Consider the following 24,292-nt stretch of genomic DNA (forward strand, 5'->3'; position numbering starts at 1 on the left):
CTACGAAGAAGCAACCGCGGCACAAAGAATCAACAGCCCGCCAAAGAAAACAAGCACGCACAAATCCCCGCCCCCACCGCCCCAAGAATCAGCCGTCCCCCAGAAAGACTAAAATAATCCGCTTTTGCCCATTCCCGCCCCGCAAGTCCATGACCTACACCGCCAAAGAAATCTTCAAGACCCTGCAAGGCGAAGGCGCCCACGCAGGCCGTGCGGCGGTCTTCTGCCGGTTCGCGGGCTGTAATCTCTGGACCGGCCGCGAAAGCGACCGCGCCAGCGCCGCCTGCAACTTCTGCGACACCGACTTCATCGGCACCGACGGCCACGGCGGCGGCAAATTCACCACCCCCGACCTGCTGGCCGACGCCATCGCCGCCGCCTGGGGCGAAGGCACCAGCAACCGCTACGTCGTCTTCACCGGCGGCGAGCCCTTGCTGCAATTGGATGCGCCGCTGCTCGAGGCCATCCACGCCCGCGGCTTCACCGTCGCCATCGAAACCAACGGCACCGTCAAACCGCCGCCCGGCATCGACTGGATCTGCGTCAGCCCCAAAGGCACCGCCCCCGTCGTCATCGAACGCGGTAACGAACTCAAGCTGGTCTACCCCCAGCACAACGCCCTGCCGCCCAATTTCGAACACCTGGACTTCCAGCACTTCTTCCTGCAGCCCATGGACGGCCCGGCCCGCCTGGCCAACACCGAACAGGCCGTTCAGTACTGCATGCAACACCCGCAATGGCGACTCAGCCTGCAGACCCATAAATACATAGGCATTCCATGATTTCCGTGACCCGCAGGCTTGAATTCGACGCCGGCCACCGCATTCCCGACCACCGCAGCCAATGCCGCAACCTGCACGGCCACCGCTATGTGCTTGAAATCACCCTGACCGGCGACGTCGTCCAGGCCCCCGGGGAATCCGACAACGGCATGTTGATGGACTTCTCCGAAATCAAGCACATCGCCAAGACCCATATCGTCGATGTCTGGGACCATGCCTTCCTGGTCTACGAAGGCGATGCCGCCGTGCGCGGGTTCCTCGATACCCTGCCCGGTCACAAGACCGTGGTGCTGGATCGCATTCCCACCGCCGAAAACCTGGCCGCCATCGTCTTCGAAACCCTGGCGCCGCACTACCACGGCCACTATGGCGCCGACCTGCGCCTGACCCGCGTGCGCCTGTACGAAACGCCCAACTGCTGGGCCGACTGCAACGGCTGATGATTCGGGGCCTGCCGGCAGGCCCCGGATGCCCTGGCCCGCTCGGCGAACCGGCGGGCCGGGCTGTCAAAACTTGATCCACCCGCGCTGATCGATCAGGACTGAACGCCCAGGCCCCGGGGTTCCGTCATCCGACGCCGCCCCCCTGCCCGCTGTATCCCCCTTCGCGCTCCCGAACTTTCCATCCCTGGAAAGCCCGCCCCCTATTTTTCCGATTGGAAAAATCTATGGAGAGTTTCGCCATTTTCAATTAATAGTAAGCTAATAGATAGGATACAATCGAATTCATGAACACGCCCACCGACTCCCAACTCATGGCTACCACCGCAAATCTGATCGTGCTGTCGCGCGCTTACCGCGGCGCCGCCGATAAAGCGCTGGCCGACTACGGCCTGTCGCAAGCCACGGCCTGGCCCGTCATCCTGACCGGCCGCCTGGGAGACGGCGTGCGCCAGGGCGCGCTGGCCGAAGCGCTGGGCGTCGAAGGCCCATCGCTGGTGCGCGTGCTCGATCAACTGGTTGCCGCCGGCCTGATGGAACGGCGCGAAGACACCCACGACCGCCGCGCCAAGACGCTGCACCTGACCGAAGCCGGCCACGCCTTGCGCAAGCAGGTCGAAGACGTGCTGGTGGAATTGCGCCGCCGCCTGTTCGACGGCGTCAGCGAAGAAGACCTGCAAGCCTGCCTGCGCGTGTTCGATTCCCTGAAAAATGCGCTGGGCCGCGGCGCCGCCGGCGCGCAAGAGGACCGGCGCCCATGAAATTGCCGAATGTCCGCGAGACCATCTTTTCGCTCAAGAGCTATCTCAGCGCCATCATGGCGCTGTATCTCTCGTACAGCATCGGTCTGCCCCGCCCCTTCTGGGCCATGACCACCGCCTACATCGTGGCCCAGCCCTGGTCGGGCGCCGTGCGCTCCAAAGCGCTGTACCGCCTGGGCGGCACCTTCTTCGGCTCGGCCATGACCGTCTACATGGTGCCGCGCCTGTCCAATTCGCCGGTCGTCATGACCGCCGCGATGGTCGCCTGGGTCGGCGCCTGCCTGTATATGTCGGTGCTGGACCGCACGCCGCGGTCGTACCTGTTCATGCTGGCCGGCTACACCGCCGCCATGATCGGCTTTCCCAGCGTGTCCGATCCGTCGCTGGTGTTCGACACCGCGCTGGCGCGGGTCGAGGAAATCAGCCTGGGCATCGTCTGCGCCACGCTGGTCCACAGCATCGTGCTGCCGCGCGGCCTGGCGCCCGCGCTGACGCTGCAACTGGACAAGGCCGTGCGCGATGCCAAGCTCTGGATCCACGACACGCTGAGCGGCCAGAACGCCGAACAGAAAGACCGCGACCGCCGCGTGCTGGCCAACGACATCACCCAGCTGCGCCTGTTCTCCACCCACGTGCCGTTCGACACCACCAACCTGCGCTGGACCGCCGGCGCGGTGCGCGCCATGCAGGATCAGATCTCGGCCCTGACCCCGGCCGTGTCCGCCGTCGAAGACCGCATGCGTGCCTTGCAGGCCAATGGCCAGCCGCTGCCCGAACCCGTGTCGCAGGTGCTGGCCGATATTTCCGAATGGATCAATGCCGGCGCCCAGGCCACCCATGAAACCGCGGTGCAATTGCGCGCCGCCGTCACCGAACTGACGCCCGCCATCGACAGCCGCTCGGGCTGGCGCGATGCGCTGCTGGCCAGCCTGATGGCGCGGCTGCGCGAACTGATCGACACCTATGACGCCTGCCTGGCGCTGCGCCGCGAAATCCGCGCCGGTCTGGCCGGCGCCCCGCTGCGCGCGCCCCGCGCCGAACGCGCGGCCAACAACAACAGCACGCTGCACCGCGACCACGGCATGGCGCTGCTGTCGGCCGTGGCCGCCGGCGTCGCCATCTCGGTCGTCTGCGCGTTCTGGATCGGCACGGCCTGGAGCAACGGCGCCACCGCCGCCATGATGGCCGCGATCTTCAGCTGCTTTTTCGCGTCGCAGGACAACCCCGTGCCGGGCATCATGCAGTTCCTGGTCTACACGGTGTATTCCATTCCGCTGTCGGCGCTGTACCTGCTGGGCATCATGCCCGCCATCCACTCGTTCGAGATGCTGGCGCTGGCGATGCTGCCCACCGCGTTCGCGCTGGGCGTGTTCATCGCCCGCCCCGCGTCCACGGGCAAGGCCATGGCGGTGCTGTTCGGCTTTCTGGGCACCATGGCCCTGCAAGACACCCACACAGCCGATCTGGTGTCGTTCATCGACACCCAGGTGGCCCAGTGCATGGGCGTGGGCGCCGCCGCGATCATCGCCGCCATCTTCCGTACCGTCAGCGCCGACTGGAGCGCCCGCCGCATCCAGGCCGCCAACTGGAAAGAGCTGGCCCTGCTTGCCAGTTCGCCCAAGGCGCCGGCGCGCCACACCTATGCCGCGCGCATGCTGGACCGCATCGGCCTGTTGCAGCCGCGCCTGGCGCTGGCCAAGCGGCCCGACGACCTGGTCGCCGCCGATGCGCTGAAAGATCTGCGGGTCGGCCGCGACATCACCGAATTGCAGCACGCCCGCCGCCACCTGCCCATGGCAGACGCCACCATCGCACCAGTGCTGGCCAGCCTGGCGCAGTTCTTCCGCGCCCGCTCGTCGTGGCGCGCCGGCGACAAGACGCCGGACATGCTGGCGCAGATCGACCGGGCGCTGGCCAGCGTCGCGGCCACGCCGGCCGGCGCCGCCGCCCGCGACCGCGCGGTGGTGGCCCTGGTGGGCCTGCGCCGCGCGTTCTTCCCGGACGCGCCCGACTATCAACCCGCCCATCCCACGCTGGAAACCCCATGATCGGCGAATTCAACCTTTACGGCATTTACTTCCCCTGGCTGCTGGTGCTGGGCGTGGTCACCCTGGGCGTGGCCTGGGCCGTGCGCCGCGTCCTGGCCCGCGCCGGACTGTATCGCCTGGTGTGGCACCCCGCGCTGTTCGACCTGGCGCTGTTCGTGGTGCTGCTGTACGGCGTATCCCTTATTTCCCCTTATTTTCTGCAGAGATAGGTATGAAACTCCCCAATGCCCTGCGCCCCGCCGCCATCGGCAAGTTCGCGCTGACCGCCGCCGTCGTGGTGGCCGCCGTCGCCGCCGGCTGGCAACTCTGGGTGCACTATGAAGTGGAACCCTGGACCCGCGACGGCCGCGTCAAGGCCTACGTGGTACAGGTGGCGCCCGACGTCTCGGGCCTGGTCACCGCCGTGCCCGTGCACGACAACCAGGACGTCAAGGCCGGCGACCTGCTGTTTGAAATCGACCGCGCGCGCTTCCAGCTGGCCTATGACCAGGCCGCGGCGTCGGTGCATTCGCAACAGGTGGCGCGCGAACAAGCCATGCGCGATGCCAAGCGCAATCGCTCGCTGGGCCAGTTGGTGGCCGCCGAAGCGCTGGAGCAAAGCCAGACCAAGCTGCAGCAGACCGAAGCCGCGCTGGCCCAGGCCGAAGTGCAGCTGAACACCGCCCGCCTGAACCTGGAGCGCAGCCGCGTGCTGGCCGTGACCGACGGGCGCATCACCAACCTGGATCTGCGCGCAGGCTCCTACGCCACCGCCGGCCGCGGCGTGATGGCGCTGGTCGATTCCAGCTCGTTCTACATCGAAGGCTATTTCGAAGAAACCAAGCTGCCCGGCATCCACGAAGGCGACCCCGTGACCGTCACGCTGATGGGCGACAGCCGCCAGATCCGCGGCCATGTCGAAAGCATCGCGCTGGGCATCGCCGACCGCGACCGCAGCACCAGCGCCAACCTGCTGCCCAACGTCAACCCGACCTTCAACTGGGTTCGCCTGGCGCAACGCATTCCGGTCCGCGTGAAGATCGACGAAGTCCCCGACGGCGTGCGCCTGGTCGCGGGCCAGACCGCCACCGTGGCAGTGGGCACCGCGGCCGCGCCGCGCGCCGACGAACCCGCGGCCAGGCAGCCGTCCTGATCCGCGCTTCCCTCAACCCTTTCAACCCATCGACAACGCCAAGCCGTAACCGCCATGAACACCAAATTCTTCCTGCCGCTGATGCTGGCCGCCGCGCTGGCCGGGTGCACCACCGTGGGCCCTGACTACCAGGTGCCCGCCGGGTCGGTCGCCACGCGGCAGAGCGCGCAGGTGCCGTTCACCGAAGCGCAGGAAGGCGTGTTCCAGCAGAACGCGGTACCCGGCCACTGGTGGCGCCTGTATAACGACCCCTTGCTGGACGGGCTGGTGGAGCAGGCCCTGGCCGCCAACACCGACCTGCGCGTGGCCAGCGCCAACCTGGAACGCGCCCAGGCCGCGGTGCGCGAAACCCAGGCGCAGCAGCAGCCCAGCCTGGGCGTGAACGCCTCGCCCACCTTCGGCCACGTGTCCGGCATCCAGGAACTGGCGCCCGGCATCGATCCGCCCAACCGCTGGTCGTACTCGGCCGGCGCCAGCATGTCGTACCAGGTGGACCTGTTCGGCCAGATCCGCCGCGCCGTCGAAGCGTCCACCGCCGACGCCGAATCGGCGCAGGCCGCCTACGACGCCACCCGCGTCACCGTGGCCGCGGAAACCGCGCGCGCCTACGCCAATCTGTGCGCGGCCGGCATGCAGCTGGCCTCGGCCCAGCATTCGGTCAAGGTGCAGCAGGAATCGCTGGACGCCGTCTCGCGGCTGCAGCGCGCCGGCCGCGGCACGGTGCTGGACGTCACCCGCGCCCGCACCCAGCTGGAACAGTTGCAGGCCAACCTGCCGCCCTTCCAGGCGCAGCAGCGCACCGCGCTGTACCGCCTGGCGGCGCTGACGGGCCAGACGCCGGCCGAGATTCCCGTGTCGCTGCTGCAATGCGCCGCCGCGCCGAAGCTGACCGAGACCATCCCCGTCGGCGATGGCGCCCAGTTGCTGCGCCGCCGTCCCGATATCCGCCAGGCCGAACGCAGCCTGGCCGCCGCCACCGCGCGCATCGGCGTGGCCACGGCCGACCTGTATCCCAAGATCACGCTGGGCCTGTCCGCTGCCTCGGGCGGGCCGGCCGCCATGTTCGGCGACCGCGGCACCTTCAGCTGGAGCGTGGGCCCGCTGATCTCGTGGACGCTGCCCAACACCGGCGCGGTGCAGGCCCGCATTGCCGAAGCCCAAGCCAATACCCGCGCCGCCGTCGCGCGCTTTGATGCGTCGGTGCTCAACGCCCTGCGCGAAACCGAGAGCGCGCTGGTGGTCTACGCCCGCCAGCTGGACCGCGAGGCGTCCCTGCGCGCCGCGCGCGACCAGGCCGCGGTGGCCGCCTCGCAGGCGCGCCAGCTGTTCCAGTACGGCAAGACCGACTACCTGACCGTGCTGGACGCCGAGCGCACCCTGGCCACCAACGAAAGCGCGCTGGCCGCCAGCCAGGCCGAACTCAGCAACGACCAGATCGCCGTGTTCCTGGCGCTGGGCGGCGGCTGGGAAAAGTAAGCTCCCTTCCGGCGGGCCGCTCGGCCCGCCCCCTTTGCGCATTCCGCGCAGCCATTCAAAAATTAATTTCCACAATATGGAGACATCATTGCTCCAGGGAAACGCACGCTCGTAGAATCGTCTGCAGGAAATAATTCATTTCTGCACGGAGACAATCCGCTTCTTGGGCACCGCCTGCGATACCGGAATAAAAATCCATAATATGGAATACGAGACGAACACCCGGGAAGCGCGCGTCCTGGACAGCATCACCAAGCTGGCGCCCGAAGACGCCGGCCATGTCGTGATCGCCGGTTCGCACGGCGGCAGCTACGCGGCCTATTGCGCAGCCCGCGGCCGGGTGCGCGCCGTGGTGCTGAACGATGCGGGCGTGGGCTGGGAGCAAGCTGGCATCGCCGGCCTGCACGACCTGCAGCAATGGGGCGTGGCCGCGGCCACGGCCGACTATCGCAGCTGCCGCATCGGCGACGGCGCCGACATGGCGCGCCACGGCATCATCAGCCACGTCAACGACCTGGCCTACGCGCAGGGCTGCCGGCCGGGCATGGCGGTGGCGCAGGCGGCGGCAAGACTGGCCGATGCCCTGATGGCGCCGATCCAACCCGCGCCCCAGAAGGAATCCCGGCGCATCCTGGCCACGGCCGCCGACGGCACGCCGCGGGTCGTGGGCGCCGATTCGGTATCGCTGCTGGGCCCGGCGGATGACGGCCTGATCGCCGTCACCGCCTCGCATGGCGAACGCCTGGCGAGTCTTGCCACCGACGGGGTGCGCGCCCACCCCAGGCTGGTGACCTTCAACGATGCCGGCATCGGCAAGGACGGCGCCGGCATCGGCCGCCTGCCGCTGCTGCAGCAGCGCGGTATCGCGGCGCTGACCGTGTCGGCCCACAGCGCCCGCATCGGCGACGCCCGCTCGTGCTTTGAAGATGGCGTGGTGTCCTCGGCCAACGCCCGCGCCCGCGAGCTGGGCTGCCGGGTCGGCATTCCTCTGAAAACCTTTATCGACGCCCTGCTGACAGGGCGCGCAATCCACTAGGGAGCACTCTCCGCATGTCGGAAAAACTGGAAATCACGGGCGGCGAAGCCATCGCCCGCATGTTCGCCGCCCATGACGTCGGCCTGATGTTCGGCATGGGCGGCTTTCAGCTGCTGCCGTTCTACGACGCGGTGCGGCGCCTGAAGCTGAACCACAACCTGATCAACGACGAGCGCTGCGCCGTGTTCGCCGCCGACGCCTACACCAAGGTCAGCGGCCGCCCCGCCGTGTGCGATGCGACGCTGGGCCCGGGTGCGACGAATCTCGTCACCGGCTTGGCCGAAGCCTACAACGCCGGCACCGCGATGGTGGCGCTGGTGGGCGATTCGCACCGCATGCATTCCTGGAAGAACATGACCCAGGAGGCGCGCCAGCTGGAAGTGCTGCGGCCGGTGGTGAAAGACGTGCTGCGGGTCGAGAAGATCGAACGCATTCCCGAACTGGTGCGGCGCGCCTTCGCGGTGGCCACCAGCGGCCGGCCGGGCCCGGTGGTGCTGGACGTGCCCGAAGACATCGCCCACGAAGTGCATGCGTTCGACGCCGACGCTTTCCATGCCGCGGACACCTACCGCCGCGCCCCCGCGCTGCGCTGCCGCCCCGACGCCGACGGCCTGGCCCAGGCCGCCGCCATGCTGGCCGGCGCCGCCCGCCCGCTGATGCTGTGCGGCGGCGGCGTGCACATCAGCGACGCGGCCCAGGCCGTGCAGGACTTCGCGCGCCGCTACAACATCCCGGTGGCCCACACCATGAGCGGCAAGGGCGCGATCGCCTGCAGCGATCCCCTGAACGCGGGCCTGTTCGGCCGCTACAGCCGCATCGCCAACGACCTGATCGCCAAGGCCGACTGCCTGTTCGTGGTGGGCTGCAAGCTGGGCGAAGTGGCCACGCGCCGCTACGACCTGCTGACCACCGGCGCGCCCATCATCCACCTGGACATCGTGGCCGAGGAATTCGACCGCACCACCACGCCCGCGCTGCGGCTGTGGGGCGACGCCCGCGCCACCCTGGCCGAACTGGACCAGCGGCTGGCCGCCCTGCCCGATGCCGGCGGCACGCGCCGCCAGGGCTACGCCGACGAAGTGGGCCAGGCCATGCACGCCTGGCGCGAATCGGTGCAGGCCAAGCTGACGTCGGCCGACCGGCCCATCGGCATGGCGCGGCTGATGCATGAAATCAACGCCAGCCTGCCCGAAGACGGCGTGCTGGTGGCCGACGGCGGCTTTGCCGCGCACTGGGGCGGCCTGCTGTTCGACACCAAGCGGGCGGGCCGCGGCTTCGTGCCCGACCGCGGCTTCGCGTCCATCGGCTACGGCATCCCCGGCGCCATCGGCGCGGCCGCCGCGGCCCCGGGGCGGCAAGTGGTCAGCCTGACCGGCGACGGCGGCTGCAACATGTCGTTGGGCGAACTGGAAACCGCGGTGCGCATGGGCCTGGCGTTCACGCTGGTGGTGGTCAACAACGCCGCGTCGGGCTATATCAAGGCGCTGCAGCACCTGATGTACGGCAGCGGCAGCTACCAGTCGTCGGACCTGGCGGAAACCAACTACGCCAACGTAGCGCGCGCGCTGGGCTGCAACGGCATCCGGGTGGAAGACCCCGCCGAAATTCCCGCCGCGCTGGCGGCCGCCTATGCCTGCCGCGACCGCCCCACCGTGCTGGACGTGGTGGTCACGCGCGACCCCGCGCACATGCTGCCGGGCGTGGACAGCCGGGCGGCCAAGATCAAGCCAGGCGACCGTATCGCCTGAGCCCTGAAAAAAACATAATCCCAAGCGAGGAGACAAACCATGAAGATCCGCAACTGGCTGACCCTGGGCGCAGCCGCCCTGGCCGCGGCCCTGGCCGGCCCCGCCGCCGCTCAGGGCGATGCGGCAGGCAACTACCCTGACCGCCCGATCCGCCTGATCGTGCCCTTCCCGCCCGGCGGCACGTCGGACGTGGTGGGCCGCATCTTCGCCGAGGCGCTGGGCAAGCAGATCGGCCAGGCCGTGGTGGTGGAAAACCGCGGCGGCGCCGGCGGCACGGTGGGGTCGCGCGCGGTGGCCAGCGCCACGCCCGACGGCTATACCCTGCTGCTGGGCACCTCCAGCACCAACGGCACCAATTCGGCGGTGTACAAGAACCTGCCCTACGACGCCGTCAAGGACTTCACCCCGGTTACGCAGATCATCCGCGTGCCCGGTGTGATCGTGGTCAACAAGAACTTCCCGGCCAAGGACTACGCCGCCTTCTATGCGCTGATCAAGAGCGCGCCCGGCAAGTACTCGTATGCCTCGTCGGGCAACGGCGGCGCCACCCACATGGCCATGGAGTACTACAAGTCGCTGTCGGGCCTGGACATGATGCACGTGCCGTACCGGGGCACCGGCCCGGCACTCAACGACGTCATCGCCGGCCAGGTGCCGATCCTGTGGGACACGGCGGCCTCGTCCATGGCGCACATCCAGTCCGGCAGCCTGCGCGCCATCGTGGTGGCGGCCAAGAAGCGCCTGCCGCAACTGCCCGACGTGCCCACCTTCGCCGAGGTCGGCCTGCCCGACTACGACGCCGAAATGTGGAACGGCCTGCTGGCGCCCGCCGGCCTGCCCGCGCCCATCCTGGCCAAGCTGAGCGAGGCCGCGCGCCGCGCCCTGGCCGACCCGGACGTGCAGGCCAAGTACGCCGGCGTGGGCGCTTATGTCGTGGCGGACCAGCCCCAGGCCTTCGCCACGATGATCAAGGAGGACGTCGCCAAGTGGAAGAAGGTGGCCGACTTCGCGCATATCTCGGCGGACTGACATGAGCCCGTCCGACATCGGCAGGCCCGAAGGCAGCCGGCCCGGCCCGGGCCAACGCATGCAAGGCAAGACCGCACTGGTCTTTGGCGCGGGCTCGTCCGGGCCTGGCTGGAGCAACGGCCGCGCCGCCGCCGCGCTGTACGCCCGTGAAGGCGCGCAGGTGTTCGCGGTGGACCTGCGGGCCGAATCGGCCGAGGAAACCTGCCGCATCATCACCGCGGAAGGCGGCCGTTGCACCGCCCTGACGGCCGACGTGACGGACAGCGAGCAGATCCTGGCCGTGGTGGCGGCGATGCGCGCGCAGGCCGGCCGCATCGACGTGCTGCACAACAACGTGGGCATCACCGAGATGGGCGACCCGGTCCAGGCCAGCGAGGAAAGCTGGCACCGGGTCATCGACACCAACCTGACCGGCGTGTTCCTGACCTGCAAGCACGTGCTGCCCGTCATGCTGGCCCAGGGGGGCGGCAGCATCGTCAATATCTCGTCGCTGGCCTCGATCCAGGTCAACACCTATCCCTACACCTCGTACTACGCCGCCAAGGCGGGGCTGAATCACCTGACCCGGGCCATGGCGGTGCGCTACGCGCCCGACAACATCCGCGTCAACGCGGTGCTGCCGGGCGTGATGGACACGCCCCTGATCTACACGCAGATCGCGGGTCAGTTCGAAGACGTCGAGGAAATGCGCCGGCGGCGCAACGCGGCCAGCCCGATGGGCCGCATGGGCGATGCCTGGGACGTGGCCCATGCCGCGCTGTTCCTGGCCAGTGACGAAGCCCGGTACATCACCGGGGTGTGCCTGCCGGTGGACGGCGGCAAGTCCTGCGCGGGGCGGTAACGGCCGGCCCGCCGACGCGTTGCGATGCAGCGGGCGGTCAACCAGACCGGTCAGCGATGCCGGCCGGGCGGCCGCCCGGCCCCCTCAGGCACGCGGCGCCAGTTCCGCGGCCAGTTCCGTGGCGGCGCGCTGCAGCGATGCCACCACCTCTTGCAACCGCGCGCCCGACAGCCGCGAGCGGATCGCGGCCACGCTCAGGGCGGCCACTACGTGCTGTTCGCGGTCGAACACCGGCACGCCCACTCCCACCATGTCCGCAATGATGCGGCCCGGGTTCAGCGCATAGCCATGCTTGCGAGCGGCGGCGATGTCCTCGCGCAGCATGGCGGTGGACGGCAGGTCGGGCGCGGCCGACGCGTCGTAGCGCGCCAGCACCCGCTCGATATCGTCATTGGGCAGGAACGCCAGCAGCGCCAGGCTGCCCGCCCCCACGCCCAGCGGACGGCGGTGGCCGACTTCCAGGGTCAGGATCTTGATGGGGAAATCGCCCGTCTTGCGGTCGACGCACACGGCCTCGTGGCCCGAGCGCACCGACAGGAAACTGGTGTCGCCGGTGGACTGGGCCAGGCGCAGCACCGCCGACTCGGCGATCGCCTTGATGCCGTGGCGGCTTTCGGCCGCCAGCCCCAGGATGTACGACTCGCGCCCCAGGCTGTAGGTCTTGAGCTTGGGGTTCACCGACAGGAAGCCTTCCTGCAGCAAGGCCGCCAGCATGCGATGCGCGGTGGGCGGGGTCAGGCCCAGATCGCGCACCACGTCGGTCAGGCCCACGCCGCGCACGGGCGCCGCGCCCACGTACTTCAGGATGCGCAGCACCCGGAAAATGCTCTGCGCGCCGCCGACCGGATCGGCGTCGCGCACGGCGGCGGATTTGGCGATGCGCGAGCTCAATGCAGCGTGGCGCCGTCGGGCGGCGTCTGGTTCAAGCCCAGCGCCGCTTCCCAGCTGCGCAGCGGCACGCAGGTCTGCAGGCGCACGATGGCGCGCTGGATCAGCGCCGGGTGCAGTTCGTGGCCCACATGCGTGGCGATGTCGATGGTGGCGTCGCCGTGCAGCTCGTCCAGCCGCGCCTGCGCGGCCTGGATGTGCGACACATGCATCACGGTGTCATCGGCGCCATGCAGCAGGTGCAGCGTGGTGTACATCGGCGCGGTCTTGGGCAATTGCGCGTAGCGGCCCGAAAAGGCGATCACCCGGCCCGCCATGCCGTCGTGCGCCTGCACCAGTTCAAGCGCCATGATGGCGCCTTGCGAAAAACCGGCCAGCGCGGTGTCGGACTGCAACAGGCCGAAGCGGGCCTGGGCCTGGCGCACGTAGGCTTCCAGGGGCGGCATCGCCCGGGCCACGCGTTCGGGGCGGTTTTCTTCGGAAACGCCGCGCACCGAGAACCACTGGCGGCCGGCGCCGCCGCCGTCAAAGGGTTCGAAACCTTCGGGGATCAGCACCGCGGCGGCAGGGAACGCGGCGCGCACGGCCTCGGCCAGCGGCAGCAGGTTGTCGGGCAAACCGCCCACGCCGTGCAGCAGGATGAACAGCTGGCGCACCTCGGTGCCAGGTTCGGGCAGGAATTCGAGCGAGCGGGAAATCGGGGGAGAAGCAGCCATGTAACGGCTCCGTACGGGCACTGGATAGCCCCATTGTAAAATGCGCGTCACACGCATTTCGACGCATTCCATGAAAACACCGACGACAGACTCGGGAACCCCTCCGGCCGGCCAAAACCAGTTGCACCGCGTGCTCAAGGCACGCCACCTGACCATGATAGCCCTGGGCGGCGCCATCGGCACCGGCCTGTTCATCGCCTCCGGCGCGGCCATCGCGCAGGCTGGGCCAGGCGGCGCGCTGCTGGTCTACCTGCTGATTGGCCTGATGGTCTATTTCATCATGACCAGCCTGGGCGAACTGGCCACCTTCATGCCCGTCTCGGGCTCTTTCTGTACCTATGCGTCCCGCTATGTGGACGGCGGCTTCGGCTTTGCGCTGGGCTGGAACTTCTGGCTGAGCTGGGCCACGGTGGTCGCGGTGGACGTGGTGGCCGCCCAACTGGTGATGGCGTACTGGTTCCCCGACACCCCCGGATGGATCTGGAGCGTCGTGTTCCTGGGCGTGACCTTCGGCCTGAACGCGTTCTCGGCGCGCAGCTTCGGCGAGGCCGAATACTGGTTCGCCATCATCAAGGTCGTGGCCGTCCTGTGCTTCATCGTGCTGGGCCTGGCCATGCTGGTGGGCATCATCCATAGCGACGCGCCGGTGGGCGTGCGCAACTGGGCGGTGGGCGACGCGCCCTTCGTGGGCAACGCCGCCACCTGGGTGGGCGTGGCCATGGTCGTGGCCTATTCGTTCCAGGGCACCGAACTGGTGGGCGTGGCGGCCGGCGAATCCGAAAACCCGCGCCGCAACGTGCCGCGCGCCATCAACCACGTGTTCTGGCGCATCCTGCTGTTCTACGTGCTGGCAATTCTGATCATCGGGCTGCTCATTCCCTATACCGACCCGCAACTGCTGCGCAACGAGGTCGAGGACATCGCCGTCAGCCCGTTCACGCTGGTGTTCCAGCACGCGGGACTGCTGTCGGCGGCCACCGTGATGAACGCGGTGATCCTGACGTCGGTGCTGTCGGCCGGCAACTCGGGCATGTACGCCGCCACGCGGATGCTGTTCAACATGGCCGCCGAAGGCCAGGCCCCCGGCATATTCAAGCGCCTGACCCGCAGCGGCGTGCCGCTGTACGCACTGCTGGCCACCACCGCGCTTGCCTGCCTGTGCATGTTCAGCGTGGTCTACAGCCCCAAGGCGGTCTATATCTGGCTGCTGAATTTCGCGGGCATGACCGAATTCATCGTCTGGCTGAGCATCGCCGTCAGCCACTACCGCTTCCGCCAGGGCTACGTGAAGCACGGCTACGACACGGCCAACCTGCCCTACAAGGCGGGCCTGTTCCCGTTCGGACCGGTGCTGGCCTTCGTGCTGTGCCTGCTGGTCACATTGGGCCAGAACTACCAGGCCTTCCTGGACGAGCGCATCGACTGGATCGGCGTGGCCTCGACCTATCTGGCCATTCCGCTGTTCCTGGCGTTCTGGATCGGCCACCGGCTGATCCGCAAGTCGCACTGGATCCGCTACGAAGACATGCGGTTCTACGGCCTGGAGGCGGACCGCGCCGCCGGCGTCGGCCACGAGGCCCCGGCCGTGGCGGTGCGGCCCTGAGGCCGGCGGGGGCCGCCTGCGCGGTCCCGCTGCCGCCGCCTACTCGAACGCCGCCCGCGGCCGCTGCGCGATCACGCCGTACCAGCCCAGGCCGGCGTAGGTCTCGTAGCCCGGCGTCACCGAAAATCCCACCAGGCTGCGGTCCGCATTTTCGTAAAAACCCCGCGGCCGCTCGTCATGGCGCAGCACATAGCGCTCTTTCAGCGACACGGCGCCATCCGACGCCGCGATGACCCGGTGCTTGCTGTCGACCAGCATGCACCGGGTGCGCGACCATTCTTCCTGGGACAGGCCCACCGACTTCACGATGCTGTCGGCCTGCTGGCTCCAGTCAAAGAAAATGCCCAGCACTCCCAACGGTTCGCCATGTTTGTCGGCGTCGCGCCGGATCGCGGTGGCATAGGTGGCTACGTGGGCGCCGCCCAGCAGGCGTTCGCTGTCCACGTCCATGGCCACATAGTCGCCGCCGTCGGCCGTGGCCATGCCGCGCCGGAACCACTCGGCGTGGGCCACGCTGGCACCTCGCGCCTGTGGGTAGCGGTCGGGGCGGCCGCTGGCTACCACCCGTCCCTGCGCGTCGGCCACCCATAAGTCCAGATAGACCGTATAGCTGTCCAGGATCACGCCCAGCCGGCCGCAGGCATGGCTGGCCGTGGCGGCGCCGGGCGCCTGCAGGGCCTGCACCACCGACGAATCCGTCGCCCACCAGCGCACATCGCAAGACCGCTCGTACAGGTTGCGGTCCATGGTCTCGATCATGTTCAAGGCCAGGTCGCCCAGGCGGCGGCCTTCGTAGCCGCGGATCTCGTCCAGGGTGTTTTCGCCGATGCGGATCAGGTCGGCGATCGAGCCGGCCAGCTCTTCCTTGAGCGCGTCGGCGATGCCGGTGATCTGCTCGGACACGAACTGCACCTGATTGGCCACCACCGCGAATCCCCGCCCCGCCTCGCCCGAGCGCGCCGCCTCGATGCGCGCGTTCAGCGACAGGTATTTGGCCTGCTGGTTGATATCGACAATGCTTTCGATCTTCTCGTTCGAAATGCGCTCGACGCGACGCGAGAGCTCGACGATCTTTTCCGGTTGATGGGCCATGTTCAGCACTCCTTTCGTTGGTTGTTGTTGCCTGAGGAGACGGTGACATGTGGATACAAGCAGGAAGCGTGCCAAGCCGTGCGTGGATTGACGCGCGCCGCGGCGGCGGGACTGGCCGCCCCTGTGACGAAGGGCCCGCGCAGGCGGGATGCGCTCGGCCGGGCCGCCCGGCGGCTGCGGCGATACCCGTGACGCTTGCGGCGCCGCGCCGGATCGGGGTTTGTTCGACGCACCACAACGGTGCAATTTTCAGACACTTTCCACGACTTGCCGCCCTGATAAAATACTGTATATTCATACAGCAATATCGAATTCCAGGCGTCCCGCCTGCCCCCAACATCCCAGGAAAACCGGGTCGTCCGCCCGCCATGCAGTCCCCAGAACACATCCACCCCGCCTTGTGGCGCGCCACCCAGCTGGCCCGGGGCGCCGCCCGCAGCCTGCCCACCGGCCACGCCGCCCTGTCGGCCGAGCTGCCGGACGGCGGCTGGCCGCTGGGCTCACTGATCGAACTGCTCACCCCGCAGCCCGGCATCGGCGAAATCCGCCTGCTGCGGCCGGCCCTGGCGCAGCTTGAAACGCGCCGCGCCATCGCGCTGGTGCAGCCGCCGCACGCGCCGCACATTGCCAGCTGGATGAGCTGGCGGCTCGACCCCCGCCAGTTGCTCTGGGTCGCCCCCGAAAAACCCCTGGACGCGCTCTGGGCCGCCGAACAGATCCTTAAGAACGGCAGCTGCGGCGCCCTGCTCTGCTGGCTGCCCCACGTGCGTCCCGAATCCCTGCGCCGCCTGCATCTGGCCGCCCAGGCCAGCGACCTGCTGTTCATTGCCCTGCGCCCGGCCAGCGCCGCCCAGAACGCCACCCCCGCCCCCTTGCGCCTGGCGCTCGCGCCCGCCGCGGGCGGGTTGTCCGTCCATATTCTCAAGCGCCGGGGGCCCGTCTGCGACACCCCGCTGTACGTGGGCCTGGAGCCCGGCGCCCTTACGCCTTCCCGCCATGCGCCTCTGGATCGCCGCCTACCTGCGCTGCCTGCCGCTGGACGCCCTGCGCCCGCACTGGCCGCATGAAGACCAGGCCTACGCCGTTCTCGACCAGGAACGCGTCGCCGCCCTCACTCCCGCCGCTCATCGGGCCGGGGTGCGAACGGGCATGCGCCGCGGCGGCGCGGCCGCCATTGCGCCCGGCATCGAACTCCTGGTCCGCGAGCCCCCGGCCGAAGCCGACACCCTGCTGGGCGCGGCGCTGGCGCTGTTGCAGTACACCCCCGAAGTCGCGCTGGCCGACGGCGACACCGTGCTACTCAACGTCGGCGCCAGCCTGCTGTTCTTCGGCGGGCCACGCGCCCTGCACAGGCGCGTGGCCGCCACGCTGGGCGCGCTGGACCTGCGCGTCTCCCTGGGCATGGCGCCCACCGCGGCCGGCGCCTGGCTGCTGGCGCACCGCCCCGGCCGCGGCCGGCCCCGCCGCACCTTGATGCTGGCCACGCTGGCGCGCCGCCTCGATGCCCTGCCCGTGGCCCTGTTGCCGCAGGCCCGGCCCCGCCTGGACTGGCTGCACGACATCGGCTGCCACCGCCTGGCCGACCTGCGTGCGCTGCCCCGCGCCGGCCTGCAACGGCGCAGCGCCCCCGACCTGCTGCAGGCCCTGGATGCCGCCTACGGCCAGTCGCCCGAACTGCACCGCTGGATCGAACCGCCGCCCAGCTTCATGCGCCGCATCGAACTGATGGACTACGTCGAGCACACCGACGCGGTGCTGGCCGTGGCGCGGCGTCTGGCCGAACAACTGGGCGGCTGGCTGGCCGGCCGCCAGTTGGCGGTGCGGCGCGTCCTGCTGCGGCTGGACCACGAACGCGGACGCCACGCGCGTCCGCCCACCGAGCTGGAGCTGGCCCTGGCCCAGCCCGTCTGGCAGGCGCCGCAAATCCTTCACCTGCTGCGCGAAAAACTCGGCCGGCTCACCCTGGAAGCCCCCGTTATCGCGGTGGCGCTGCTGGCGCCCGACACCGTCGACCAGCCCGCCGCCAGCACCACCCTGTTTCCCGAACCCGGCGGCACCGCCGCCGACCACGCCCGGCTGCTGGACCTGCTGACCGCGCGGCTGGGCCGCGACCAGGTGCGCCGCCCCTGTCCCACGCCCGACCACCGCCCCGAGGCCGCCAATTCCTGGGGCGATGCGCTCGATGCCCCGCCACGCCCCGAGCCCCTGCCCGCCACGCTGGACCGCCCCTTCTGGCTGCTGGATCCGCCCCTGCCCCTGAAGCTGTCCGGCCACCGCCCGCAATACGCCGGCCAGGCCCTGCGGCTGATGCGCGGCCCCGAGCGCATCGAAAGCGGCTGGTGGGACCCGGCCCTGACCGTGCGCGACTACTTCGTCGCCGAAGACGCCGCCAGCGCCCGCTACTGGATCTACCGCGAACGCGACGACGAACACGCCCGCTGGTTCCTGCACGGCCTGTACGCCTGACGGCTTTTTTCCACCCGCCTGACGCCATGCGACCACCCGACGATCCCCACGCCGCCCCCGACCCGCCCGCCGGGCTGCCCGGCTATGCCGAGCTGCAATGCCAGTCCAACTTCTCGTTCCTGCAGGGCGCCTCGCACCCCGAAGAGCTGGCCGCCCGCGCCGCCGAGCTGGGCTACGCGGCCCTGGCCATCACTGACGAATGCAGCCTGGCCGGCGTGGTGCGCGCCCACATGGAAGCCAAGACCCAGAAGTTGCCGCTGATCATCGGCGCCACCTTCCGGTTGCGCGCCGGGCCCGATGCCGCGCCGCTGGACCTGACCGTGCTGGCGCAAACCCGCGAAGGCTACGGCAACCTGTCCGAACTCATCACCCTGGCGCGCACCCGCGCCCCCAAGGGGGAATACCGCCTGGCGCCCGAAGACTTCACCGATCCGCCGCCCGGCTACGCCCACCTGCGCCACCTGCCCGAATGCCTGGCCATCCTGTCGCCCACCTACGGCGACGATCCCGACCGCATGGCGCAGCAGGCGCGCTGGCTGGCCGCCACCTTCGCGCGCCGCGCCTGGGTCGGCCTGACGCTGCTGTACCGGTCGCGCGACGACCTGCACCGCGCAGCGGTCGAACACGCCGCCCAGGCCGCCGGCCTGCCCGTGGTAGCCCTGGGCCAGGTGCAGATGCATGTGCGCTCGCGCAAGCCGCTGCACGACACCCTGACCGGCATCCGCACTCACCAGGCCGTGTCGCAATGCGGCTACGCGCTGTCGGGCAACGCCGAACAGCACCTGCGCCCCCGCGTGCGGCTGGCCAACCTGTACCCGCCCGACGCCCTGGCCCAGACCCTGGTGGTGGCGCGGCGCTGCGCCTTTTCGCTGGACGAGCTGCGCTACGAATACCCCGACGAAATCGTCCCGCGCGGCCACACCCCCGCCACCTTCCTGCGCCAGGAAACCCTGGCCGGCGCGGCGCGGCGCTTTCCGGCGGGGGTGCCGGCCAATGTCACCGGGCAGATCGAAAAAGAACTGGCCCTGATCGCCGACCTGCACTACGAAGCCTACTTCCTGACCGTCTACGACATCGTGCTGTTCGCCCGCAAGGCCGGCATTCTGTGCCAGGGCCGCGGGTCGGCCGCCAACTCGGCCGTCTGCTACTGCCTGGGCATCACCGAGGTCGACCCGCGGCGCGGCAACAACCTGTTCGAACGCTTCATCAGCAAAGAGCGCAACGAGCCGCCCGACATCGACGTCGACTTCGAACACCAGCGCCGCGAAGAAGTCATCCAGTACATCTACCAAAAATACGGCCGCCAACGCGCCGCCCTGACCGCCGTGGTGATTTCCTACCGGCCGCGCAGCGTGCTGCGCGACACCGGCCGCGCGCTGGGCGTGGACCTGGGCGTGATCGACGCGGTGGCGCGCGCCCACCAGTGGTGGGACGGCAAGAAGGAAATGCTGCGCACCCTGGGCGCCTGCGGCCTGGACCCGGAATCCCAAGTGGCGCGGCAGTGGGCCGCGCTGGCCCAGACCCTGATGGGATTTCCGCGCCACCTGTCGCAGCACCCCGGCGGCTTCGTCATTTCGCGCGGCAAGCTGTCGCGGCTGGTGCCCATCGAAAACGCCGCCATGGCCGACCGCAGCGTCGTGCAATGGGACAAGGACGACCTGGATGCGCTCAAGCTGCTCAAGGTCGACGTGCTGGCGCTGGGCATGCTGTCGGCGCTGCGGCGCACCCTCGAACTGGCCGGCCAGCGCCGCGGCCAGCCGCTACGTCTGCAAGACATCCCCGAAGGCGACGAGCCCACCTACGACATGATCTGCGAGGCCGACACCGTCGGCGTGTTCCAGATCGAATCGCGCGCCCAGATGAGCATGCTGCCGCGCCTGCGGCCACGCAAATACTACGATCTGGTGGTGCAGGTGGCCATCGTGCGGCCCGGCCCGATCCAGGGCGGCATGGTGCACCCCTACCTGCGCCGCCGCCAGGGCAAGGAAAAGGAAAGCTACCCCAGCGAAAAGGTGCGCGGCGTGCTCAGCCGCACGATGGGCGTGCCCATCTTCCAGGAACAGGTCATGCAGATCGCGGTGGTCGCCGCCGGTTTCACTCCCGGCGATGCCGACCAACTGCGGCGATCCATGGCCGCCTGGAAGCGCAAGGGCGGCGTCGATAAATACCGTACCAAGCTGGTGGGCGGCTTGCTGGCACACGGCTATACGCTGGAATTCGCCGAAGCCCTGTTCCGGCAGGTCGAAGGCTTCGGCGAATACGGCTTCCCGGAAAGCCACGCCGCCAGTTTTGCCCTGCTGGCCTACTACAGCTCGTGGCTCAAGCGCCACGAACCCGAAGCCTTCCTGGCCGCCCTGCTCAACTCCCAGCCCATGGGCTTTTACCCGCCGGCGCAACTGGTGCAGGACGCCCGCCGCCACGGCGTGCGGGTGCTGCCGACGGACGTCACGGTCAGCGGCTGGGACTCGGCACTGGAAACGCTGCCCGGCCCGCAAGCGCCGCGTCCCGCGCATTCCCACGCGCCATCACCCCACGACATCCGCCCGGCAGTGCGCCTGGGGCTGAGCCTGATCCAAGGCCTGCACCAAGACACCGCGCGCCGCATCGAAGCCGCCCGCGCCGACGCCCCCTTCCTCAATACCGGCGACCTGGCCCGGCGCGCCGCGCTGACGCGCCACGACCTGAACGCGCTGGCCGCCGCCGACGCCCTGCTCACCCTGGCCGGCCACCGCCGCCAAGCCAGCTGGGAAGCCGCCGCCAGCGTGCACAGCCGCGACCTGCTGCGCGACGCCGCCATCCACGAAACCGACGCCCCGCAACTGGCCGCCCCGTCCGAAAGCCAGACCGTGGCCGCTGACTACCGCAGCGTCGGCCTGACCCTGCGGCGCCATCCGGTGGACCTGCTGCGGCCGCAGTTGGCCGCGCGCAACTTCCAGCCCGCCGCCGTGCTGAACGGCTACCCCGACAAGCGCGTGGCCCGCGCCTGCGGCATCGTCACCGTGCGCCAGCGCCCGCAAACGTCCAAGGGCGTCATCTTCGTCACCCTCGAAGACGAAACCGGTCCCGTCAACGTGGTGGTGCGCCCCGAACTGATCGAACGCCAACGCCGCGAGCTGCTCGGCGCCAGCCTGCTAGGCGTGTACGGCACCTGGCAGAACGTGGACGGCGTGCGCCACCTGATCGCGCAGCGGCTGGTGGACCTGTCCGACCTGCTGGGGGGCTTGAGCATGCCCAGCCGCAATTTTCACTGAGACGTACTGAAGACGTACGCAAGCGGGCGCCGGGCACCTGAAGATCATCGTGCCGCCCCTGCTGGGCAATGCCGCGGCCCGCCGTCAACGCGCGTCTGCCCCCGGGCGCTCGCCCCCCAATAGCAACGCCAGGTCCAGCGCCCCCGCCATCGCTTCGTACCCGGCATCCCCGGGATGCAGGTGGTCGCCCGAATCGTAGGCCGGCAGCAGGCGGGCCGGATGCGCGGGGTCGCGCAACACCGCATCAAAGTCCACCACCGCGTCGAACACGCCGCTGTCGCGGATCCAGCGGTTCACCTCCTGCCGTACCGCGTCCTTGCCCGGGCTGTAGTGCTGGGCCAACGGCGTGCCGTGCAACGACCCTTCGTAAGGCGCGATGGTGCCGCCCACCACCCGCACCCCGCGAGCATGCGCGGCCACGACCAATTGCCGGTACCCTTCCACCAACCGCGCCGCGGTCATGGGCGCATCGTGCGGCGCGAAACCGCTGCCGGGCCAGCCGATATCGTTGATGCCCATCATCATCACCACGCTGCGTACGCCCGGCTGCGACAGCACATCGGCGTCGAACCGCGCCATGGCGTTCACGCCCATCTTGTCGCCCCACACTCGTGCCCCGGAGATGCCGGCGTTCACCACCCCCACGCCCTGCGGCGCCAGCCGGCGCGCCAGGACATCCGGCCAGCGCCGGTTCGCGCCCGGGGTCGAGCCATTGCCATCCGTCAGCGAATCGCCGAACGCCACCACCACCGGCGTATCCGCCTGCCGTTCCACCAGCACGCCGGCCAGGAAGAGACGTCCCTGCACCGACGCCGCCTCGGTCAGATCGAGCGCCGCGCTGGCATCGCCCGACGCCAGCGCAGCGGTTTGCTGCGCGCCCCAATGGAAAGTGGTCACTGGGGTCGTCTGCGGCAAAAACGTGCTGACCGCCCATTCGCTCAACGCGGCAACGGGCACATCGACCGGGTCGCTGAGCACCTGCGCGCCCGGCGCCACCGTCACGCCCGGTTCACCGCCAAACCGCAGCGCCCGATCCGAGCCGGCATCAACCGCCGCGCCGCCACGCGACAACGCCACCCGCGCCGCGCCGATCACCAGCGGCTGCACGCCATAACGGTTGGAATACACCACCCGCAGCCGCTTGCCGCCCACGCTGAGCTTGAGCGTTTCGCGCACCGTCTGGCCACGCAATGCCGCCGGCATGCCCGTGGGCAACACGAACCCTGGCTCCCACAGCGGCTGCGGGCTGGCCGACCAGGACACAATCCAACCGAACGACGTGGCGTGCATGCCGTTGCCGGTCGAGCCGCTGGCGGCAATCGCCCCCGCGGACGCCGGCGGCAATGCAAGCAAAGACAGGCTGCCAGCCAGGGCCAGCGCGCGCGATGAGAAGAAAGACATGGCCGTTCCTTATGAATGACAAATCAGAACCGCCAAGATAGGTTCTTCCAATAATTCAAGGTAGCTACCTAAAATGCATACAACTTCTTCCAGATTGGAATGATCAGATGGATACCTTGCGTGCCATGCGCGCCTTTGTCCGCGCCGTGGACCTGGGCACCCTGTCCGCCGCCGCCCGCGAACTGGGCCTGACCCAGCCGGCCCTGAGCAAGATCGTGGCCGCGCTGGAAAAAGACCTGAACGTGCGCCTGCTGGAACGCAGCACCGTCCGCGTCGCGTCCACCGAGCAGGGCAAGCGTTTCTACCAGCGCGCCACCCGCGTGCTGGAGGAATATGCCGAAGCCGTGGCCGATGCCCGCGGGCAGACCGAACAACCCACGGGTTTTCTGCGTGTGAACGCACCGGTGGCACTGGGCCAGTTCCGCCTGAACGCGCTGATCCGGCAGTTCCTGGACGACTACCCCGACATCCAGGTCGAACTGATCCTGAACGACCGCTTCGTGGATCTGGTGGAAGAAGGCGTAGATGTGGCACTGCGCCTGGGCGGCCCCCTGCCCCCTGCCGCGGTAGCGCGCCGCGTGGCCGAATCCACCCGCTACCTGGTGGCCGCCCCGGCCTACCTGGCCCGCTGCGGCAAGCCGCGCACGCCGCCCGACCTGGCCAGCCACGACTACGTGCGTTTCGCCTGGTTGGCCACAGGCGACACCCTGGAACTGCGCCAGGGCGCGGCACGCGTGTCGGTGCCGACCCAAGGACGATTCCGCGTCAACAACGCCCTGGCTATCCGCGAAACCCTGGCCGCCGGCGGCGGCATCGGCTTGTGCCCGGCCTGGCTGGTGCAGGACCTGGTCGCCAGCGGCGAGTTGCTGCGCGTGCTGCCCAAATGGAGCGCCGCGCCGCAAGAAGCCTTCCTGCTCTATCCCTCGCGCCGCTATCAATCCCTGCGGGCGCGCCTGTTGATCCAGTACCTGGCCGACCGCCTGCCCCGCCTGCCTGGCCTGCGCCCGCCCCCGGCCACTTGAGCGCGGCGCGGGCGGCTGGTCTATGATGTTTTTCCCCGGCGCCGAAACGGCCACCGTGGATGCGCCTCGGACATCTTTTAGGAGTGACTTATGATCCGCAAGCTGATTCCCGTCCTGCTGGTAGCCGCGCTGAGCGCCTGCACCAATACCGGAACCCCGCGTTCCTCCTCCGCGCCCGCCGCTTCCGGCTCAACCAGCTCGGCTTCCGCTTCCGACTCCTCGTCCAGCCCGTCCTACGGCGCCACCTCGTCCGGCCGCCCCACCGGCAAGACCTGCGACGCCACCGGTCTGCAATCGCAGATCGGCCAAAAGGCCACCCCCGCCGTGCTGGAAGACCTGCGCGGCCGCAGCGGCGCCGCCACCGGCCGCATCCTGCGCCCCGGCCAACTGGTCACCATGGAATACAACGACACCCGCCTGAACCTGATCGTGGACGACAAGGACGTCATGACCGCGATCCGCTGCGGTTAGACACCGCCCCTGCGGCCAGGGCCAGCCGGCGGCGCAAGCGCATCCACCGCCTCGCGCCGTCCGCCCCGGCCCCGTGCCCGCTATGCCCC

The 24,292-nt window shown here is 69.3% G+C and carries 21 protein-coding genes; 17 read left to right on the plus strand and 4 right to left on the minus strand.

Going from position 1 to position 24,292, the window contains the following annotated elements; translation table 11 throughout:
* Positions 1-149 precede the first annotated feature (149 nt).
* The 11 genes from queE (at position 150) to A9974_RS11290 (ending at position 11,293) form a co-directional block, all read left to right on the plus strand.
* On the plus strand, positions 150-782 hold the full coding sequence (gene queE / locus A9974_RS11240; protein WP_183004173.1) for a 7-carboxy-7-deazaguanine synthase: 633 nt from the start codon (positions 150-152) through the stop codon (positions 780-782).
* A complete protein-coding gene (gene queD, locus A9974_RS11245; protein ID WP_183004174.1) occupies positions 779-1,222 on the plus strand; it encodes a 6-carboxytetrahydropterin synthase QueD in 444 nt (147 codons plus the stop codon). The genes queE and queD overlap by 4 nt, the downstream gene beginning before the upstream one ends.
* A 287-nt stretch (positions 1,223-1,509) precedes the next feature.
* Positions 1,510-1,983, plus strand: a complete 474-nt coding sequence (locus tag A9974_RS11250; RefSeq protein WP_183004175.1) for a MarR family winged helix-turn-helix transcriptional regulator — start codon at positions 1,510-1,512, stop codon at positions 1,981-1,983.
* Complete coding sequence (locus tag A9974_RS11255; RefSeq protein WP_183004176.1) at positions 1,980-4,031, plus strand: FUSC family protein; 2,052 nt, start codon at positions 1,980-1,982, stop codon at positions 4,029-4,031. Before A9974_RS11250 ends, A9974_RS11255 begins: the two co-directional genes overlap by 4 nt.
* Positions 4,028-4,240, plus strand: coding sequence for a DUF1656 domain-containing protein (locus A9974_RS11260; RefSeq protein ID WP_025140452.1), 213 nt, complete (start codon positions 4,028-4,030; stop codon positions 4,238-4,240). Before A9974_RS11255 ends, A9974_RS11260 begins: the two co-directional genes overlap by 4 nt.
* Before the next feature lie 2 nt (positions 4,241-4,242).
* Positions 4,243-5,163, plus strand: a complete 921-nt coding sequence (locus tag A9974_RS11265; protein WP_183004177.1) for an HlyD family secretion protein — start codon at positions 4,243-4,245, stop codon at positions 5,161-5,163.
* A 54-nt stretch (positions 5,164-5,217) separates the two neighbouring features.
* Complete coding sequence (locus A9974_RS11270) at positions 5,218-6,639, plus strand: efflux transporter outer membrane subunit (RefSeq protein ID WP_183004178.1); 1,422 nt, start codon at positions 5,218-5,220, stop codon at positions 6,637-6,639.
* 202 nt (positions 6,640-6,841) lie between these two features.
* Positions 6,842-7,675, plus strand: coding sequence for a hypothetical protein (locus A9974_RS11275; protein WP_183004179.1), 834 nt, complete (start codon positions 6,842-6,844; stop codon positions 7,673-7,675).
* A 14-nt stretch (positions 7,676-7,689) separates the two neighbouring features.
* Positions 7,690-9,423, plus strand: a complete 1,734-nt coding sequence (locus A9974_RS11280; protein WP_183004180.1) for a thiamine pyrophosphate-binding protein — start codon at positions 7,690-7,692, stop codon at positions 9,421-9,423.
* A 39-nt stretch (positions 9,424-9,462) separates the two neighbouring features.
* Positions 9,463-10,452, plus strand: coding sequence for a tripartite tricarboxylate transporter substrate binding protein (locus A9974_RS11285; protein ID WP_183004181.1), 990 nt, complete (start codon positions 9,463-9,465; stop codon positions 10,450-10,452).
* A gap of 1 nt (position 10,453) precedes the next feature.
* Positions 10,454-11,293 (plus strand): SDR family NAD(P)-dependent oxidoreductase, encoded by an 840-nt coding sequence (locus A9974_RS11290; protein ID WP_183004182.1) that lies wholly within the window; start codon positions 10,454-10,456, stop codon positions 11,291-11,293.
* Positions 11,294-11,377: 84 nt separating this feature from the next.
* On the opposite strand, the gene A9974_RS11295 is transcribed toward A9974_RS11290, so the two are convergent.
* Together A9974_RS11295 and ypfH are read right to left on the minus strand one after the other, a co-directional pair.
* The gene (locus A9974_RS11295; protein ID WP_220805919.1) at positions 11,378-12,184 is read right to left on the minus strand and encodes an IclR family transcriptional regulator; all 807 of its coding nucleotides are present in this window, start codon (positions 12,182-12,184) and stop codon (positions 11,378-11,380) included.
* Positions 12,181-12,897, minus strand: coding sequence for an esterase (ypfH, locus tag A9974_RS11300; protein WP_183004183.1), 717 nt, complete (start codon positions 12,895-12,897; stop codon positions 12,181-12,183). The genes A9974_RS11295 and ypfH overlap by 4 nt, the downstream gene beginning before the upstream one ends.
* A gap of 70 nt (positions 12,898-12,967) precedes the next feature.
* Here ypfH and A9974_RS11305 point away from each other — a divergent pair, with 70 nt between their 5' ends.
* A complete protein-coding gene (locus A9974_RS11305; RefSeq protein ID WP_255468128.1) occupies positions 12,968-14,500 on the plus strand; it encodes an amino acid permease in 1,533 nt (510 codons plus the stop codon).
* 39 nt (positions 14,501-14,539) lie between these two features.
* On the opposite strand, the gene A9974_RS11310 is transcribed toward A9974_RS11305, so the two are convergent.
* Entirely contained in the window at positions 14,540-15,601 is a 1,062-nt protein-coding gene (locus A9974_RS11310) for a methyl-accepting chemotaxis protein (protein WP_370539613.1), read from the minus strand.
* 359 nt (positions 15,602-15,960) lie between these two features.
* On the opposite strand from A9974_RS11310, the gene imuA reads away from it, so the two are divergent.
* The 3 genes from imuA to A9974_RS11325 are packed head-to-tail and all read left to right on the plus strand — an operon-like array spanning position 15,961 to position 21,309.
* Positions 15,961-16,659, plus strand: a complete 699-nt coding sequence (gene imuA, locus A9974_RS11315; RefSeq protein ID WP_183004185.1) for a translesion DNA synthesis-associated protein ImuA — start codon at positions 15,961-15,963, stop codon at positions 16,657-16,659.
* Positions 16,589-18,058 (plus strand): DNA polymerase Y family protein, encoded by a 1,470-nt coding sequence (locus tag A9974_RS11320; RefSeq protein ID WP_183004186.1) that lies wholly within the window; start codon positions 16,589-16,591, stop codon positions 18,056-18,058. Before imuA ends, A9974_RS11320 begins: the two co-directional genes overlap by 71 nt.
* A 26-nt stretch (positions 18,059-18,084) precedes the next feature.
* On the plus strand, positions 18,085-21,309 hold the full coding sequence (locus tag A9974_RS11325) for an error-prone DNA polymerase (RefSeq protein WP_183004187.1): 3,225 nt from the start codon (positions 18,085-18,087) through the stop codon (positions 21,307-21,309).
* 84 nt (positions 21,310-21,393) lie between these two features.
* On the opposite strand, the gene A9974_RS11330 is transcribed toward A9974_RS11325, so the two are convergent.
* Positions 21,394-22,710 carry an SGNH/GDSL hydrolase family protein gene (locus tag A9974_RS11330; protein ID WP_183004188.1) on the minus strand — a complete coding sequence of 439 codons (1,317 nt, stop codon included), beginning with the start codon at positions 22,708-22,710 and terminating at the stop codon, positions 21,394-21,396.
* 107 nt (positions 22,711-22,817) lie between these two features.
* Here A9974_RS11330 and A9974_RS11335 point away from each other — a divergent pair, with 107 nt between their 5' ends.
* A complete protein-coding gene (locus A9974_RS11335; RefSeq protein WP_183004189.1) occupies positions 22,818-23,732 on the plus strand; it encodes a LysR family transcriptional regulator in 915 nt (304 codons plus the stop codon).
* Between the two features lie 90 nt (positions 23,733-23,822).
* A complete protein-coding gene (locus A9974_RS11340) occupies positions 23,823-24,203 on the plus strand; it encodes an I78 family peptidase inhibitor (RefSeq protein ID WP_183004190.1) in 381 nt (126 codons plus the stop codon).
* Positions 24,204-24,292: the final 89 nt, after the last annotated feature.

This window comes from Achromobacter sp. UMC71, from assembly GCF_014170305.1.
Taxonomy (GTDB): Bacteria; Pseudomonadota; Gammaproteobacteria; order Burkholderiales; family Burkholderiaceae_B; genus Achromobacter.